Source organism: Bacillus sp. N447-1, assembly GCF_022701035.1.
Taxonomy (GTDB): domain Bacteria; phylum Bacillota; class Bacilli; order Bacillales; family Bacillaceae_G; genus Bacillus_A; species Bacillus_A cereus.
The window spans coordinates 621828-639612 of the sequence record NZ_CP065509.1 but is presented as its reverse complement, the minus strand read 5'-3'; the positions used below and the strand labels follow the sequence as shown (position 1 = coordinate 639612).

Below are 17785 nucleotides of genomic sequence, written 5' to 3'. Positions count from 1 at the left end.
CCTATTTAGGGCTTTCTTGCTCAAAAAGTTAAGGAGGGGAAAACATTGAAACAAGCAGTTTGGTTTCCAACAGAAGAGTACAAGGAAAAAACACGTTTATATGGTTGGATGAAATCATTGGGATATGAAGATTATGAAACTTTTTATAATAAATCTATCGAGGAAACAGCTTGGTTTTGGGGAGAGGCAGAAAAGGCAGTAGGCTATCAATGGATGAAACCTTATACAGACGTGTTAGATTTAGAAAATGGTACACCGTTTGCACAGTGGTATAATGGCGGAACATGTAACGTTGTAGAATCAGCTTTATCCCGCTGGCTTGCGGATGAAGAGACGAGAATACAGCCAGCACTTCAGTACGAAGGGGAAAATGGAACTTCAAAATCATTTACATATGAAGAGCTTGACAACTGGGTAAGTCGTGTTGCAAATGGTTTGAAACACGCGGGTATTGAGAAAGGTGACCGTGTAACAATTTATATGCCGATGATTCCAGAAACAGTTGTTGCGATGCTAGCTGTAATGAAAATCGGAGCAATTATTTCACCAATATTCTCAGGCTTTGCGTCTGATGCAGTCATGACACGTGTGCAAGCGGCAGGTTCAAAAATGATTATTACCGCAGATGGATTTTCACGCCGCGGTAAAATTGTTTCTTTAAAAGATGAAGTAGATAAAGCTTGTGAACATTGCCCAACTGTTGAAAAAGTTGTTATCGTTCGTCATGCAGGAAATGATTTTACACCACATAACTATGACTTTTCGTGGAGTACGCTAGAAAAAGAAAAACCATTCATACATGCCGAGGAAATGCAAAGTGATGATCCATTAATGCTCATTTATACATCAGGAACGACTGGTAAGCCGAAAGGAACAGTACACACGCATGCAGGATTTCCTTTGAAAGCAGCTTTTGATGCAGGATTTGGAATGAATATTAAACAAGGTGATCGTGTATTATGGGTAACTGATATGGGCTGGATGATGGGGCCGTTTCTATTATTCGGTTCACTCATTAATGGAGCAACGATGGTTATGTACGAAGGTGTTCCAGACTTCCCAGAAGCAGACCGGTTATGGGAGACAGTTGATAAATATGAGATTACTCATCTAGGTATTTCGCCAACGTTAATCCGAGCATTGATGGCAAAAGGTGATGAGTATGTCAATAAACATTCTTTAAAGAGTTTGGAAGTATTCGCATCAACAGGAGAACCTTGGAATCCTGATCCATGGATGTGGCTGTTTGAAACGGTTGGAAAAGGAAATGTCCCAATCTGTAACTACTCAGGTGGAACTGAAATCTCTGGTGGGATTTTCGGTAATGTTCTTATTAAGCCAATAGCACCGATTAGTTTTAACGCATCTTTACCAGGAATGGCAGCTGTCGTACTGGATGATCAAGGTAAACCAATTCGAGATGAAGTCGGAGAATTATGCTTAGAGAAACCTTGGGTAGGTATGACGAAAAGCTTCTGGGAAGATGATGAACGTTACGTAAACACATATTGGTCGCGTTTTGAAAATAAATGGGTCCACGGTGACTGGGTCATTTACGATGGTGAACAATATATCATCACAGGGCGTTCAGACGATACGTTAAATATTGCAGGTAAACGTATTGGACCTGCTGAATATGAATCTATTCTTGTGAAACATAACGATGTAATCGAAGCTGCTGCAATTGGTGTACCTGACGAAGTAAAAGGTGAAGTTTGTCATTGTTTTGTAGTGTTAAGAGATCATGTAACATTCACAGGAGAATTAAAGAAAGAATTAATGAGTTTAGTAAACTCTCATATTGGAAAAGCGTTGTGTCCTAAAGACATCCACGTTGTAGAAGATTTACCGAAAACACGTAATTCTAAAGTAATGCGCCGTGTTATTAAAGCAGCTTACTTAGGAAAAGAATTAGGTGATTTATCATCGCTTGTAAATCCTGAAGTAGTTCCGTTTATTCAGGGGTTACAGTCTAGTAAATTATAAAGTTAGAAAGGATCTCTATATAAATAGAGATCCTTTTTTTATGTTTATAAAAAGAAAAGAAGTGAATTTGATGAAGAAGAAAAATTTTACTATTAGTGTTAAGTATGTTTTTTAGTTTTAATCAAAATACGATATTATGGAATGTCTATTCAATGGAGAAATACTAATTTACAACAACAAGGTGATGACAAAGCGTGAATGCTTATATGTCTGTTTAAACCTTTACGTGTTAATATATAAAAAGCTGACTATAAGCAGTCAGCTTTTTATATATTACATTCTAGTATTTGCCGGGCAGTAATGCCCCCATCTAAAAATTCAGCAAAAGCAAGGAAGTAGGTGAGGGATCAACTTTCCGGAAAAGCCCGATGGGTTCCAAAAGACATATTCTTTCCTTTACGTTGACATTAAAAATATTACCAATTTTTTCTTTTACAATGGCAACAAATAAAGAAACATTTACAACGACACTTATTTCGTTTAGAACTCCAATTATCATCACGATGACACTTTTCTTTAGATTTCCACCAATCATCATTACAATGTTTTTCCTGAGAACTCCAATCGTCATCACAATGACACTTTTCTTTAGATTTCCACCAATCATCATTACAATGCTTTTTCTGAGAACTCCAATCATCATCACAATGATGCTTTTCTTTAGATTTCCACCAATCATCACAGCAATGCTTTTTCTGAGAACTCCAGCAATCATTTTTCCAGGACATTTATTTCTACCTCCTTTCAATAGTGTTCATATTATTCTATGTTTTAATAAAAAAATGGCTTGTTTATTAACCTACTATTTTATCTTTATATGATAGAGTGTCTTCTACTCGATATAGAATTCATACAAACTATGCTAATTTTTAAGAGAAAGTGGAGAGAACTACTACTAGTTATGGTATTTTCAATAAACACTTGTTGAAGAAAATGTTCTGATTACAAATAATATCTTATTTTCGAGTACGCTTTTTAAATGTATATTTCACAATGAAAAATGGGAAATCCACAAATAAAGTCTATGTATATGTGAGTTAATGGGAAAATCTAGTGTGTTTTTAAGGGGCGTCTTATTTAAAAGAAAAAAGGTTTGTTTTAGAAAGTGGTGTCTAAACATTAAATGGAGTAGGACTAAATTCACGGCCGCTCATTAAAAAGCTTTTAATTAGGAGAAGTCTGTTTTTATAATGAATAATGAAAAGAAAGTTTGGTACAATTGTTTGTTTTTTTCTTTTTATGTGTTTGCCTCGTACCCTTTTAAGCTAGTGGACATACTTTACTAATAGAAAGGATTAGGGGGTGAGGTATTGGGTTCTCGATTTAATAATTGTAAAAAGAAGTGTACATGTAAACAAGATGATTGTTGGGAAGTATTCGAAGAGTGTAAAAAAGAACAGCATGAGAAATGTGATAATTCTTGTGTACAAGGAATTAGAGATGAACTTAAGAAATTAATTAATCGAACAGTTCAAATTAATACAGAGGGACGTACTTATGTAGGTACTGTTTCGTCTGTCAGTTGTGATGTAGTTAGGCTTGCGGCTATTCCTGGATCGGTTGGAGTAATTATTTCCATTTGTAAAATTGAAGCAATTTTCCCACCTGTTACAACGGTTACTGCTGACTTTGATTTTAATGGTATTGATGTAGCAAACAAAGCATAATTAAGCTGCTTTTTTGTAAAGCCATTCACATGAATGGCTTTATTTTAATTTCATATAAAAGGAGAATATATTCTTTATATAGAAATAAGTTTGAGGTTATAAAGCATGATGTACGAAAGGAGCAAGGAAGTGATTAAACTAGAAAGTTTTAAGAAATCTGATTTTAAACAATTAATAAATTGGATTAATTCCGAAGAATTTCTAATACAATGGTCAGGAAATGCATTCACATTCCCTTTAGACGAACAGCAATTAGAGAAGTATATAGAAAGTGCAAATACACTCGCTTTCAAAGTGGTAGATGAAGAGACTTCAGACGTTATTGGTTATATTTCGCTTGGGCAAATAGATAATATTAATAAGTCCGCTAGAATTGGAAAAGTATTAGTTGGTAATACGAAGATGAGAGGACGTTCTATAGGAAAACATATGATGAAAGCAGTACTTCATATTGCTTTTGACGAATTAAAACTACATAGAGTAACTCTTGGTGTGTATGATTTTAATACATCGGCCATTTCATGTTACGAAAAAATAGGGTTTGTAAAAGAAGGCTTATTAAGAGAGTCAAAAAGAGTAGGAGAAACGTATTGGAATTTATGGGAAATGAGTATGTTAGAATATGAATGGAAGAAGTAGCAACGATAGTAATTTATAATTATATTATGTTAACAAAGGGGCTTGGTGGGTATAGTGGATAATAAAACAAAAATAATTTCAATTGCAGCTGTTTCGGGGGAGAGCTAGTATGTTAAAACTAACAAAGAAACCATTTTTGAAAAAGGCCCACCTGCATTGTTTCTGAGGAATAAGAGGGTGAGCCATAATTAAACGAAACTGAATGAATCTAGAAAAATTGTAACTAAAGTATGCATCAACGATGTATTGAAAGGGATGAATAGTCCTTTATAGATTATTCCATATATAGCAAAACTGGTTAGCTTCTGATTTAAGCGCTACTAAATGATTATTATTAATAGAGTTATTCGTATACATTCTGTTCTTTTGGATGTTAAGTACCGTATAATTCACATCGTTTCGTTCATTTGAAAATGTTGATTCATTTAATAGTGTGAGTGTCGAGTTAATGTTGTATTTATCAATTCGCTCTTTTTTTCCTTTGAAAAACAGTTTGATAAGATGTGGCTCATTATTAATGAATAAGCCAAGTTCAGGTGATGAACGGACGATTAAATCATCTGATTTCCAATGTGATTTACCTGGATCAAACCAAGAGATGTCTTTATTTTTAATGAATTTTTTGTATTGCTTTATGACATCAATGTAGTTTTGTTTTTTTTTCTGATCAACCGTTTGTACTAATGTTTCGAAATATTCAAAAGGTAGTTTGTTTTGATGAAATTTAATAACAGTTTCTCGTAATTGTTTCCAGTAATCAAAAGCTGGTTGATATTCAGGTTGGGATTTTAGATTTTTTATAAAGGTTGTTTTAGCTGTACTACCTTTCAGTGTGAAGTCTAAAAATTGTGTAAGCCCTACTTTAATTTCTGTCATATTACATCCCCTTCCAAACATTATTCATTTAATAATAGACGAAAAATCCGACATTTTTAAAGAAATGAGCTAGATGCTAGAAAATCCAATGTCCATGCACAATAGATACGGGAAAGCCAATCCGTAAGTATAAATGATGGACCATTCAATTGAAGATACATTAGGTAATAGGATTTTACCAGGTGATAGGTTATTAATATAATCAGATAGTGAGCTGATTTTAAAAGATAACAATATAGATTATTTAGCTTGGATTTGAGAAAAAAAGTACATGGGAATAAAGAGGGATATAGGGAAATTGGCCCTCATCAAAAAATATAAGTTGGTATCAGTATACCGTAGAGAATGAGTGTATAGAACATACAAGTAAAAGTATTGGCTAGCACACTTAAAATAAGCCGTATAAAAAGTTAATCATTGGTGCTTTGATTATATAACGTCTGCGAAATAAATAGTGTGAAGGACAGCTATTCTAACAAGTATTTTATGTAACGTTCGTATATTTAAATTTTTTGTAATTAATCGAATTCTAATTTTTAGAAACGGATAATGAGGTATGGGTGGTGCTCTTTTATTGAATAAAATGAGTTTATTTTTCGGAATTTCCTTACAATATAAAAATTAAAATTTTATTTGTTGTTAAGAAAATATATGAGGAAAATAAAAAAAGAGGGCTAATGCCCTCTTTTTCTTTTAATTTGGTAATTAATCACAGATTGGTATCCCAAGTACTCTTAGAGCTAATGCTACTTGAAGGGAAATCTCTAATCTAGCAATTTCAATACCAGCTACTGAAAGAACTAAAAAAGGTTGTCCGTTTACAAATACAACGCAACTATCCATAGTTAAGCCTCCTTTCTAGTAATCTACTATAGTATATGAGTAGAACTTTAAAGTGTAATAGTTCAATTGTTGGATTTAATAGAATTAATAGATTAACCCATTTAAACTAAACAAACGAACACAACGAAAGGAAACAGAGATGGATGTATGCCTCAAAAAACATAGGTTTTAAGACATGTAATGGGATATGAAATTTATCATATTGGTCAGCTATCTATATGGGCGAGAGAGTTAAACTTGCAACCAGTTTCAGCAAATTTGCTTGGAAGAGGATGATAGAATTAAAAACCGACTTGCATCTCAAGCGCAAGTCGGTTTTATATATATAAGAAGATTTCTTAATTGAAATCCTCGGATTTTTTCTGACGTATATGTAAAAACATTAAGGTGGTAATGATTAAAAAAATCATTATAGTTTGTATAATTAAATTTTTAAACTGAAGCAATATTGTCCAAGATGTAAGGGCGTCTTTAAAAGCTTGGAGTGCAGAGTACGAGGAAGGATCAAAACCATACTGGAGCAACTTTTTTGTTTCAATAAATGAAATGTTTTCTTCATCTGCATCTAATATTACTGAAATTAGTCTAGTATCTCCAAGTTTTGCTGTACTGACAAAACTATAATTACCGTTAGTTGAAAAACTAGTTTGTAAGCCATCAACACCTTGAAGTTTAATGTTTTCATTAAGAGAATATATCATTTTATTCGTATTGAAAACCTGGGAATCTTTGAAGGTAAATTGGTAAGAGGTTAGTTTCGTAATATTCAATACATCTGGAAAATCTTTTACTAATCGTGCTGCTAGTTTAGCTGCGTCTATCGCTGTTGTAGTTGATTGTTTATTTGTATTATTATTAATTCCAGTAGAGTTTAGAAATGGAGATGGTTGTAATAACTTTAGTTCTTTTGCTTTTTTATTCATTAATACTGTAAAGTTATCTTCATTTCCAGCAATGTGTTCTGCTAGAGCGAGTGCAGAACGATTATTCCCTGCCAGTAGCAATGCATGAAGTAAATCACGAACCGTTGTTTTATCATTCGATGTTACTTGTATAGGGCTTGTTTCTACTCGGAAAACTTCGTTACTTATTTGTACGAAGTCATCTAACTGTATCTTTTTATCATTTAGTTGCTCCAATACGATATATTCTGTCATTAATTTAGATAAAGCAGCTGATTGTACTGGGGTTTCTTCATTTTTTTTATAAACAATTTCACCTGAATTAGCATTTATTAAAATAGCTGATTTAGCTTGAATAATCGGACCATTTACATAAAGATAAAAATATAAAACGATAAGAGCAGTAATAAAAAGATAATAATAAAATAGCAAATTTCTTTAAGAATTGCATAAGCGATCCTCCTATTATGACATCAATAATAGTATTGTAAAAGGAATGCTTAATTAGGAAGAAAGAAAAGGTAAAGAATTTCTAAAGAATTATAAAGGATTATTAAATTTAGGGTAATTATGGAAAAAGTTCAATTTCTTATATGGTAAGAAATTGAACTTTTTATTTGTAATATTAACATTTGTATGGGAGTAGTTTTACAGTGAATGTTGTTTTTTCGTCATCACTATATACTTCAATTGTTCCTTTATGCAATTCGACTATACTTTTTGCAATTGCTAATCCAAGTCCAGATCCACCAGTGTTTGTAGAGCGAGATTTCTCAACGCGATAAAAACGTTCAAAAATATGAGGTAAATCCGTACTAGGAATAGGTTGTCCGTAATTTGTTATATCAATTGTAATCATATTATTACTTTCATAAGCAGTAAGGTCAATATAGCGACCTTCGCTTCCATAAGCGATAGCGTTTATAATAAGATTTTCAAACACACGCACTAATTTGTCACCATCAGCTAATACCATGAGCTTTTGAGACGGGAAAGAAGGCCGACATTCTATATTAGCTTCTTGAACCTGTATGCGGAATTGAACAGTTAATTGTCCAAGTAACTCTACAATATCAATAGGAACAGAATACAAGCTTAATTCTTTATTTTGAACACGTGTATATTCGAACAAGTCATTCATTAATGCATTAAGACGAGTTACTTTATCGTAAATGACTTGAATATAGTATCGCAATTCCACTTCATCTCTATAATTATCATGATGGATTAAATTTACGTATCCAACTATAGAAGTAAGGGGAGTGCGTAAGTCATGTGATACATTTGTAATAAGTTCACTTTTTGCTTGTTCCGCTTGTCTTTCTTCATCAATTGAGACTTTTAATTGTTCAACAATTTCATTGACCCCGATTGCTAATTCTTCTAGATAATTATGATTTACAATAGAAACTTTATGATTGAAGTTTCCATTTGCAATATAACGAATTTCTTCTATCATTTTTTTATACAAGTTTCATAATAAAGTTTTTCTCGTGACGATAAAAAATGTAAAGATAGGATGAAAAATAGAAAATAAAAACAAATAAGATACAATCATCATCCATAAAGACTCTTTAATCCCTTTATACTTTTCATAACCAAAAATTCGAATGAATTCTTTACCGAGTTCGGTTAGAGTAAGTGAACTTTCAATTACACTCGTAACGAGGCGATAAATAATTAGTTCAGTAATAGGAGTGAGTGTGATAGCTAATAAAAGCCAAAAAATAAGTTTCCATTTAGGAATATCTTTTAATATATCAAATGCTTCATTTCTCAATTTTATAGCCAACTCCCCAAACAGTATGAATAAATTTTTCTCCATTTATTACTGTTTCAAGTTTATCTCGTAAGTTGCTAATATGGACCATTACCGTCTTATTTGAACCATAACCATCTTCATTCCAAACGCGTTCGAAAATTTCTTCTGAACTAAATACTCTTCCTGTATTACTCGCAAGTAAATATAAAATATCGAATTCAATAGAGGTTAGTTTAATGTACTCTCCATTTACTTTAACTGTATGATTATGTTTGTGTATTTCAACAGAGCGAATACGAATAATACCATCTTCATTCTTTTGCGAAGTAGCATTTTGGAAAGAGGATCTTCGTAATAAAGCTTTCACTCTAGCTACTAATTCTAATGGATTGAATGGTTTGATCATATAATCATCAGCACCTGTCATAAGGCCTAATATTTTATCCATATCTTCTGCTTTTGCACTAAGCATTAGAATTGGTACAGTATTATTTTCACGCACTTCCTGACAAACTTCTAATCCGTTTCGTTTTGGCATCATAATATCCAAAATCATAAGGTCAACTTCATATGTAGAAACCTTTTGCAATGCTTCATCGCCATCATAAGCTTTATAAATGTTATAGCCTTCATTTCGCAAATAAACAGCAAGTAATTCAACAATTTCTTTATCATCATCAATAATTAATATATTTTTATTCATTGTGTAGTTCCTTTCCTTACAAATCATCAACATTACTATAATATCAAACATTTATGTACTTGTAGTGATGATTCTGTATAAAATTTCATGTAACGTATTAAAAGGAGTAAAAGATTAATAACGAATATAAAATAACAAGGATATTTAGATTCTACATTATAATGAAAGTTAGTTATAAGGGGATTTTCTATGTTATGTAATGATATATATTCATTTACTCCAACTGGAAAAATAGACAATGATATTAAAGCTTTTCTACTAAAATATAATAAAGAGTTTACATATAAACATTCAATTCGTGTGGCAAATGAGGCAAAAAAGATTGCAGAAAAGTTTCACGTAGATAAAGAAAAAGCAGCAATTGCAGGATATTTACATGATATTAGTGGCATTTTTCCAAACGAGGAGCGGATTGCAGTTGCTGAAGAATTTGGTGTAGCAATAGTGGAAGCGGAAAGAAAGTTTCCTATGATTATTCATCAAAAATTATCGAGGGTAATCGCAAAAGAAATATTTAAAGTCGAAGATGAAGAGATTTTAAATGCAATTTGTTGCCATACAACGTTGCGTAAACATGCAACGAAGATGGATTTAGTATTATTTGTTGCAGATAAAATAGAATGGGATCAAAAAGGGACACCACCATATTTAATAGAAATAAAAAAAGAATTGGGAAAATCTTTGGAAAAAGCAGCTTTTGTATATATTTCATATTTGTGGGAAAGGAAAGATACATTGAAAGTTATACATCCGTGGCTAGAAGAAGCATATTGGGATTTAAAAAGAATTGTACAGTAGAAAGGACAAGGAAATGCAATTAAAAGAATATATGAATCAAACATTTCCAGGAGTTACATTAGGACCCTACTTATATTCTCAGTGGGAAAATCATTTACATTTTGATTTCGGAAAAGATAAATATCAAATTGTAGAAGAAACCGACGATTTAAATATGGAATACTTTTCTCAACTTTGAAGACATATTTTCAAAAGAAGATGTAGTGTTTGTAGTGACAAATGTTTATAGATTTAAAAGGAAAACATAAAACTTCACAGAAAATAAATATATACAATAAATATATTAAGAAAAGAGATTTAAGATTTCATATAAGATAAGAAACATTACCGTTTTTATTTGAAGATGAAGAAGCAGATTTATCCCGCTATTTGCCGGGCAGTAAGACCCCCCACTGATTAAAGTTTCACTTTATATTGTACATATCAATTTTCTTTTAAATGTCTTGCGGAAGATATTAAATATGAACCGCTGATACAAGCTGCTAATCATGAGGATTTTTCTGATCTGTATCTTCGATTTGGACGAAAAAAAGAAATCTCTTATCCAGATGTATTTCTCATAAATGCAAAGAAAGATATTGTGATGTTTATGTATGATGATAGAGGATGTGAAGTAATTGCGAAGAATAAAGAAATAATACGAGATTCATATAAGAAATACAAAGAATGGATTCCAGATTATGAACGAGAAAGTATAGATAACTTATTTAAATGACAATAGGGGAAGTGAAGCGTGTAATGAAACGTATTGCAATTGTATCTGCATGGGAACCAGAACTGACGTATTTGCATCAACATTATCCGAGTGAACGTGTTGAAAAAAGAGCAGCTTGGGAATTTCATTTTCATACTATTAATGAGCTGGAAATTATATCAGTTGTTACTGGTGTCGGTAAAGTAAGCTGCGCTAGTTGTGTACAATTGTTAATTAGTGAGTTTCAGCCAGATGAGTTGTTTATGACAGGAATATGCGGAAGTTTATCAAACAAGGTGAAAAACGGTCATATTGTAGTGGCACTAAACGCAATACAACACGATGTTACTGCAGCTGGCTCAGGGGAAGATGTTTTTAATTTATATAACGGTAGAACAGCACCTATTGAAACAACAAAATCACTTGTAAGAAGAATAAAAAAAATACGATCATATGATCCAATACATTTCGGTACATTTTTATCCGGAGATCAACGTATTCGTAGTTCAGAAATGAGATATTTACTCCATACCGTATATGGAGCATTGGCAGTTGATCAAGAAGTAGCAGCTTTCGCCTATGTGTGTCAAATAAATAAAAAACCATTTCTCTGTTTAAAAGCTGCTTCAGATCAAGCAAATGATAAAACGAAAGAAGAACAAAAAATTTTTAAAATGCTAGCATGCGAAAGAGCATGTGAGCATTTAATTGCCTTTTTACGTGTTTATGAGATTAATGTAGTAAATAATAGATAGTTAGAGGGTTTTAACATAAGTAATTGGAGGCATAATTATATTATGATTCAATATAAAAGGTGTAGTGATGTAAATATTGATTTAGTATATGAAGCTTTTAAAGTTGGATTTTCAGATTACATTATTAAAATGGAAGTTTCAAAAGGGGATTTTATACAACGTTTTTTGGGACCAGAAGGTAATTTGCTAGAACATTCTTTTCTTGCTTTAGAAGAAGGCAAACCTGTTGGCGTAATACTAGGTGGTATAAAGGATTATGAAAGTATTAAGACTATGCGCTGTGGAACATTAGCGGTTCATCCTAATTACCGCGGTATTGGTGTGAGTCAAAAATTATTTGAACTGCATAAAGAAGAGGCGATTCAACATGGATGTAAGCAACTTTTTCTCGAAGTCATTGTAGGAAATGACCGAGCGATTCATTTTTATAATAAGTTGGGCTATGAAAAAGTGTACGATCTTTCTTATTATAATTTAAATGATTTGACTAAAATAATGAATAAAGATTGTAAGGATATTGAAGTAAAACAATTAGAATTTCCAACTTTTAAAGATGAAATTCAGAAATGGTTAAACTTCCATATAAATTGGCAAAATGATATTGATTATATCAAAAACAAATAATGTATTTTATGGTGCATATGTCGATAATGACTTAAAAGGCTCTCTATGTGTAAATAAACAAGGTAAAATTAGTTTTATTTTCGTAGACAAAGATTATAGAAATATTGGTGTTGGGATGAAATTATTACAAGTAGCAAGAGAAGAATTAAATTTATCAAGTTTATCAATTGGGTTTCCTAACAATAATTTACTGGAAGGTTTTCTTAAGAAATGTGGATTTGAAAAGAATTCTTTAGCGCAATATGAAATGTATTTATTACTCTAAGAGCGGAAAGATTTATTCTTTTCGCTTTTTATTTTGCTGTTATGTTGGTAAATGCTCCGCAACTATAATTTATAATGAGAGGATTTTGTTTATCCTTAAGTTATTTTTTAAATTGTCAATTTCATGCTAATAATTTTCTTTGTATAATATTCTAATTTTATGTAGAATAGATACGATGGGAGGGGATGAAATGAATAATGGATTAAAGTTTAAGATTTTTGAATTGCATTGTCTCGTTCAAAAGACTTATTCTGATATTAAAATAGCGTGTGATATTGCTATTTATCAAGAAAACACTTCTAAATATTTAATTTCATTAGGATTTTTAAATAAATCATATATGACTTATATAGAAGCAAAAGATTCTATCGCGAAAATGAAGAGCTTGTAAGTGTAGAATTTGATAATTTCTTTGATATGTATGATAAATTAGAAAACGAATTAAAACAAGTTATTTCAACTGAAGATAAAAATCCTTCATTGTTACATAGCAGACTTGATCAGTTTCAGCAGAAAGTTGAAAATATAAATGACTTAATAAAAGTATTGCAAAATGCTCGTTAATGAATGCTTTTTCTGTTCGTATAGAAATTATGTATTAAAAACATTTTAGGGATATTACATATTGAAGAGGTGGCTTTTGTAGATTACAAAAGTCATCTTTTTATGTTAGGAATAGATTGTATACATTTTAGCAGTTTCATATAAATAATAGAAATTTATACGAGGTAAATATCATGGGAAATAAAAAAGAAATAGCTATAGTTGCATTAACAACAGGATTCGTTTTAACAAGTGTAACACCATATGGAGTAGGGCATGCAGAGGAACCTGGTCAAATGCAAGTTGAAATTCAAGAGGATTCGTTCCGTACAGGTGATCTGACACAACCATCAAAAAAGGCACCAGAGAATGTAGTGAAAGATGCACTTAAGGAAAATACGGAGCATGCTTTGTCTCCAAAACAAGTTAGTGCAGAAACAGGAGTAGATTACAAGGTTCTTCAAAAACGTGGTTCTTATGATGGAACTACACTTGTGCGCATGCAACAAATATATGAAGGAAAAGAAGTATATGGCCACCAGTTGACTGCTCACGTAGATAAAAAAGGTATTATTAAAAGCATTTCAGGAGCTAGCGCACAAAATTTAACACAAGAAGATTTAAAGAAACCTATTAATTTATCAAAAGAAGAAGCAAAACAATATATTTATAAAAAGTACGGAAACGATACTAAATTTATTTCTGAGCCAGAAGTTAAGGCAGTTATTTTTGTTGATGAAAATCATGGGCAGGCTAGCAATGCATATCAAGTTACATTTGCTGCTACAACACCAAATTATGTATCTGGAACTTATTTAGTGAATGCTCATAATGGTGAAATGTTAAAAGATATGGTACAAGAATCAAGTTTGAAAATAAGTGAAGAGTATGTTGAATCCGTTAAGGAAAATAAAACTAGCAATTTTACATCATTAACTGGAACAGGAAAAGATGATTTAGGCGTAACTCGTACATTTGGTATTTCTAAACAGACCAGTGGGAATTATGCGCTTGCTGATTACACAAGAGGACAAGGAATTGAGACATATGATGTAAATTATAGAGATATTACAAATGAAGAAAGTTATTATCCTGGTATACTAGCAACTAGTGTTTCAACAACATTTAATGATCCAAAGGCGGTAAGCGCTCATTTCTTAGCAACAAAGGTATACGATTTTTATAAAGAAAAATATAAGCGTAATAGTTTTGATAATAAAGGAAAAAAAGTAGTTTCAGTTGTACATGCATGGGATTCTGGAGGAACAAATGATCCTGAAAATTGGGAGAATGCATTTAGTACTAATATTAATAACATTAGTATGCTTTTATATGGAGATCCCATGGTAAAAGCGTTCGATATAGCCGGTCATGAATTTACACATGCAGTTACATCAAGTGAATCTAACCTTGAATTTTCAGGAGAATCTGGGGCAATTAACGAGGCATTATCGGATATTATGGGAACGGCTATAGAGAAATACATAAATAATGGGGAATTTAACTGGACAATAGGAGAACAAACTGGATCGACTTTTCGTAATATGAAAAATCCAACTGCAATTAATTTTTCAGAAGGACTACCGTATCCGGATGATTATAGTAAATATAATGATTTAAATGGAGAGGATTATGGAGGCGTTCATTTTAACTCAAGTATTATTAATAAAGTTGCGTATTTAATGGCACAAGGTGGTACTCATAACGGTGTAAATGTAAATGGTATTGGTGAAGATAGAATGTTTGATATTTTCTATTATGCAAATACTGATGAATTAAATATGACTTCTAATTTCTCTGAATTGAAATTGGCATGCCTTAAAGTGGCAACTAATAAATATGGAGCGAACTCAATTGAAGTTCAAGCAGTCCAAAATGCTTTTGATGCGGCAAAAATTACAGGAACGGTGAAAGAGAACGAAAAAACAGCAGAAAACCAAGCTCCAGAGTTAACTGTACCGTTTACGATTACACTACGTGTAGGTGATACGTTTGATCCAATGAGAAATGTAAAAGCTGTTGATAAAGAAGATGGTGATTTAACAAATAAAGTAAAGCATAAAGGCGATGTAGATACTTCAAAACCAGGTACATACATTGTGGAATACATGGTTGTTGATTCTCAAGGGCGGAATGCAACGGCAACACAGACTGTAATTGTAGAGGGAAATGGAGAAACATCAGATTTAGAACCTAAATTAACAGTGCCTGTTGGAGCGACAATTCATGTTGGAGATTCATTTGTTCCAATGGCAGAAGTATTAGCTATCGATAAAGAAGACGGTGATCTCACTTCTAAAATCAAAGTTGATGGTGAAGTAGATACAACTAAAGCCGGTACTTACGTATTAACGTACACGGTTACAGATTCTAAAGGTCATGAAGTAACGGCGAAGCAAACTGTAACGGTCAAAGTTAGAGAAGAAGTTAAAAATGATAAACCAATACTAAAAGTACCTGCTACAACTTCAATTACTGAGGGTGATCAATTTGATCCATTGGTAGGGGTATCAGCTACTGATAAAGAGGACGGTGACCTTATTTCTAAAGTAGCGTATGAAGGAACTATAGATACAACTAAAGCTGGTACTTATGAAATAATATATAGTGTTAGAGATTCCGTGGGTAATGAGGTAAATGCAATACAAAAAGTATTAGTGAAAGATAAAGAAACTAGCAAAGCTAATGGCCTTGCTAATAAGGAAAATAAGAGTAATATCTCAAACAACAGTAATAGCGATAAAAAAGAATATACATATAAGGAGCTTCCAAAGACGGGTGTAAGTACAACTAACAGTGCAGCAATCGGCATATTGATAATTATTGTAGGCACAGTACTCACTTTGGTTCGCAAATTTAGAAAGATACAAAAATAATAGTAGGGATTATTCGTTTGAAGAAAAGAGTTCATTATTCAAAAGAAATAAAGTAGAAAGTAAGTAAAACAAAATATGGATTTTTTACTTAATAAGATTTTAGTAGTTAAGCGGTGCATTTGACTTCTATAAAAATTTGTAGTTGGATCATGTTCTGTCTACAAAACTACATTACATAAAAAACACGTTACTATTCTCATTAAAATAAAAGAATAGTAACGTGTTTTTTGGTTTGGAAAAAGCATAAATCCTATAGTTCATGAATCTGGGAGTGCTTCTAATCTGCCATTGATGAGTTACTGAAAACATTTTGTTTAATGGAAGTTTCACTCTAAATGACAACATGAGATTTTCGATATTTACCAGGTGTTTCATTGGTGAATTTTTTAAAAATTTTAGTGAAATAACTTTGATCGCTAAAATTAAGCGAAGCGCATATGTCTGATAAAGGATAGGTGGTGAAAGTTAATAATTTCTTTGCTTCTTCGATTCGTTCACGCTGAATGTACTCAATTAATGAAATACCGACTTCTTTTTTAAATAATATAGATAAATAATCTGAATTCACATTTGCAAATTTAGCAAGTTGTTTAACAGATATTGGATTGTAAATATTTTTAAAAATGTAGTTTTTGCAAATAGCAATAGTCTGTGAATGTTGCTGTGTTTTTTGTGCCTTTACACGGTCTGCAAAGGTACAAAAAGCATTTTTTAATAAATCCCAAACAGATTCTTTGTCTTTTAAATCTTCTGTTCTTTGAATATGTAAATCATAAATTTTGTAAGCAATCCCAGATGGAAGTCCCCCTTTTATCGCATATCTAGTAGCGAGCGTGATGGATGAAATACAAATGTTTTTATGACGTCTTAATTGATGGAATGAAGATAAAGATGAAAGAGTCTCTTGTTGGAATTCGTAATAATATTTGAGTACGGTTTCTTTATCCCCTTCTTCTATAGAACTAAGTAGTTGCTGCTCTATATATAAATTATGATAAATGGATTCATCTTTTGCATTGAAATATATACATCTTCGTTTAAGATGCTGCTATGACTTATATGAAGTGAGTCACTGTTATTTGAAAAGGTGCTTACATCTGAATTTTTTATAGAGAATGTTATAGAACAATATCGCTATATTTACAAAGAAATTTTGATCTTTGACTGACAATGAAAAATAATGGTCTCTTGTTCTTTTATAATTTGGAATAAAATTAAGGTTACTATCCGCTTTACTTGTAGAAGAATTCACATGTGTCAAGGGCCCAATAATAACAGTACCGTTCACCATATAATCGCTCTTTATGTGAATTAAAATAAAGTGCCCTAGATATTCGTGAGTTCTGAAGATGGGGAATTATATGTATCATTTCTCTGAAAAAGCATATGTAACTCTTCTATTTTTGATGTATATAACGAATGTGAATCATTTTTTGATTTAAATTCTAAAAGAATATTTTTGTTACAATCTAAAAACAAACTGGAATTTCGAAAGATTGAAAAACATATTGCAAATGTACTCTATCTCAACTAGACTGAGTTTTTAGTCATATTCTTCCTCCTTACAGTTATGCGTAATAGTTAAATAAACATATATTCCTTTTCATAAGTAGATACGGAAAACCTTTATCAATAAAAATATAAATAAAAGTTATAAACTTCTAAGAATAATACCATAATTTAACATGAATAGCACATATTATTTGAATATACAAGTAATAGTTTGGACAGTAACGTAAAATATGAATCGTCAAACTTATTTGTTGGTTATTACTTATATGTATTAAAAATGATTAAGATTGGATTTTAAATAGGGATAGGAAGTGAGAAATGAATAGATTGACAGTAAGTG

At 31.7% G+C, this 17785-nt stretch carries 10 protein-coding genes and 7 pseudogenes; 10 read left to right on the top strand and 7 right to left on the bottom strand.

Translation table 11 applies throughout. The annotated features are described in order from the left end of the window. Positions 1–45 precede the first annotated feature (45 nt). Positions 46–1986 carry an AMP-binding protein gene (locus tag IQ781_RS03235; protein ID WP_000806472.1) on the top strand — a complete coding sequence of 647 codons (1941 nt, stop codon included), beginning with the start codon at positions 46–48 and terminating at the stop codon, positions 1984–1986. 310 nt (positions 1987–2296) lie between these two features. On the opposite strand, the gene IQ781_RS03230 is transcribed toward IQ781_RS03235, so the two are convergent. Beyond that, a complete protein-coding gene (locus IQ781_RS03230) occupies positions 2297–2734 on the bottom strand; it encodes a hypothetical protein (RefSeq protein ID WP_172459103.1) in 438 nt (145 codons plus the stop codon). Positions 2735–3296: 562 nt separating this feature from the next. On the opposite strand from IQ781_RS03230, the gene IQ781_RS03225 reads away from it, so the two are divergent. Continuing rightward, positions 3297–3653 carry a hypothetical protein gene (locus IQ781_RS03225; protein WP_000535577.1) on the top strand — a complete coding sequence of 119 codons (357 nt, stop codon included), beginning with the start codon at positions 3297–3299 and terminating at the stop codon, positions 3651–3653. Positions 3654–3758: 105 nt separating this feature from the next. Continuing rightward, positions 3759–4292: a GNAT family N-acetyltransferase gene (locus IQ781_RS03220; RefSeq protein ID WP_242808219.1), complete on the top strand. Its 534-nt coding sequence runs from the start codon at positions 3759–3761 to the stop codon at positions 4290–4292. A gap of 267 nt (positions 4293–4559) precedes the next feature. On the opposite strand, the gene IQ781_RS03215 is transcribed toward IQ781_RS03220, so the two are convergent. Continuing rightward, positions 4560–5168, bottom strand: coding sequence for a hypothetical protein (locus IQ781_RS03215; RefSeq protein WP_000136052.1), 609 nt, complete (start codon positions 5166–5168; stop codon positions 4560–4562). Between the two features lie 705 nt (positions 5169–5873). After that, on the bottom strand, positions 5874–6011 hold the full coding sequence (locus IQ781_RS03210) for a DUF3956 domain-containing protein (RefSeq protein WP_000376554.1): 138 nt from the start codon (positions 6009–6011) through the stop codon (positions 5874–5876). A 165-nt stretch (positions 6012–6176) separates the two neighbouring features. Between IQ781_RS03210 and IQ781_RS03205 the strand changes: the two are divergent. After that, positions 6177–6287, top strand: a pseudogene (locus IQ781_RS03205) (DinB family protein); the annotation flags it as partial. A gap of 62 nt (positions 6288–6349) precedes the next feature. On the opposite strand, the pseudogene IQ781_RS03200 reads toward IQ781_RS03205, so the two are convergent. The 3 genes and pseudogenes from IQ781_RS03200 to IQ781_RS03190 form a co-directional block, all read right to left on the bottom strand. Beyond that, positions 6350–7364, bottom strand: a pseudogene (locus IQ781_RS03200) (D-alanyl-D-alanine carboxypeptidase family protein). 174 nt (positions 7365–7538) lie between these two features. After that, a pseudogene (locus IQ781_RS03195) lies at positions 7539–8693 on the bottom strand (sensor histidine kinase). Then, positions 8683–9378: a response regulator transcription factor gene (locus IQ781_RS03190; RefSeq protein WP_001038807.1), complete on the bottom strand. Its 696-nt coding sequence runs from the start codon at positions 9376–9378 to the stop codon at positions 8683–8685. Before IQ781_RS03190 ends, IQ781_RS03195 begins: the two are co-directional and overlap by 11 nt. A gap of 189 nt (positions 9379–9567) precedes the next feature. Between IQ781_RS03190 and yqeK the strand changes: the two genes are divergently transcribed. From yqeK to IQ781_RS03160, 6 genes and pseudogenes are all read left to right on the top strand, one after another. After that, positions 9568–10176, top strand: coding sequence for a bis(5'-nucleosyl)-tetraphosphatase (symmetrical) YqeK (gene yqeK, locus IQ781_RS03185; protein WP_025689453.1), 609 nt, complete (start codon positions 9568–9570; stop codon positions 10174–10176). Positions 10177–10189: 13 nt separating this feature from the next. Further along, a pseudogene (locus tag IQ781_RS03180) lies at positions 10190–10891 on the top strand (DUF3885 domain-containing protein). Beyond that, positions 10888–11625: a 5'-methylthioadenosine/S-adenosylhomocysteine nucleosidase gene (mtnN, locus tag IQ781_RS03175; RefSeq protein WP_000151939.1), complete on the top strand. Its 738-nt coding sequence runs from the start codon at positions 10888–10890 to the stop codon at positions 11623–11625. The pseudogene IQ781_RS03180 and the gene mtnN overlap by 4 nt, the downstream one beginning before the upstream one ends. 42 nt (positions 11626–11667) lie before the next feature. Then, a pseudogene (locus IQ781_RS03170) lies at positions 11668–12514 on the top strand (GNAT family N-acetyltransferase). 190 nt (positions 12515–12704) lie between these two features. Then, positions 12705–13078: pseudogene (locus IQ781_RS03165) on the top strand (hypothetical protein). A gap of 173 nt (positions 13079–13251) precedes the next feature. Beyond that, on the top strand, positions 13252–15933 hold the full coding sequence (locus IQ781_RS03160) for a M4 family metallopeptidase (protein ID WP_000527065.1): 2682 nt from the start codon (positions 13252–13254) through the stop codon (positions 15931–15933). Between the two features lie 331 nt (positions 15934–16264). Here the strand turns inward: IQ781_RS03160 and IQ781_RS03155 are convergent. Continuing rightward, positions 16265–17440, bottom strand: a pseudogene (locus IQ781_RS03155) (helix-turn-helix domain-containing protein). Positions 17441–17785: the final 345 nt, after the last annotated feature.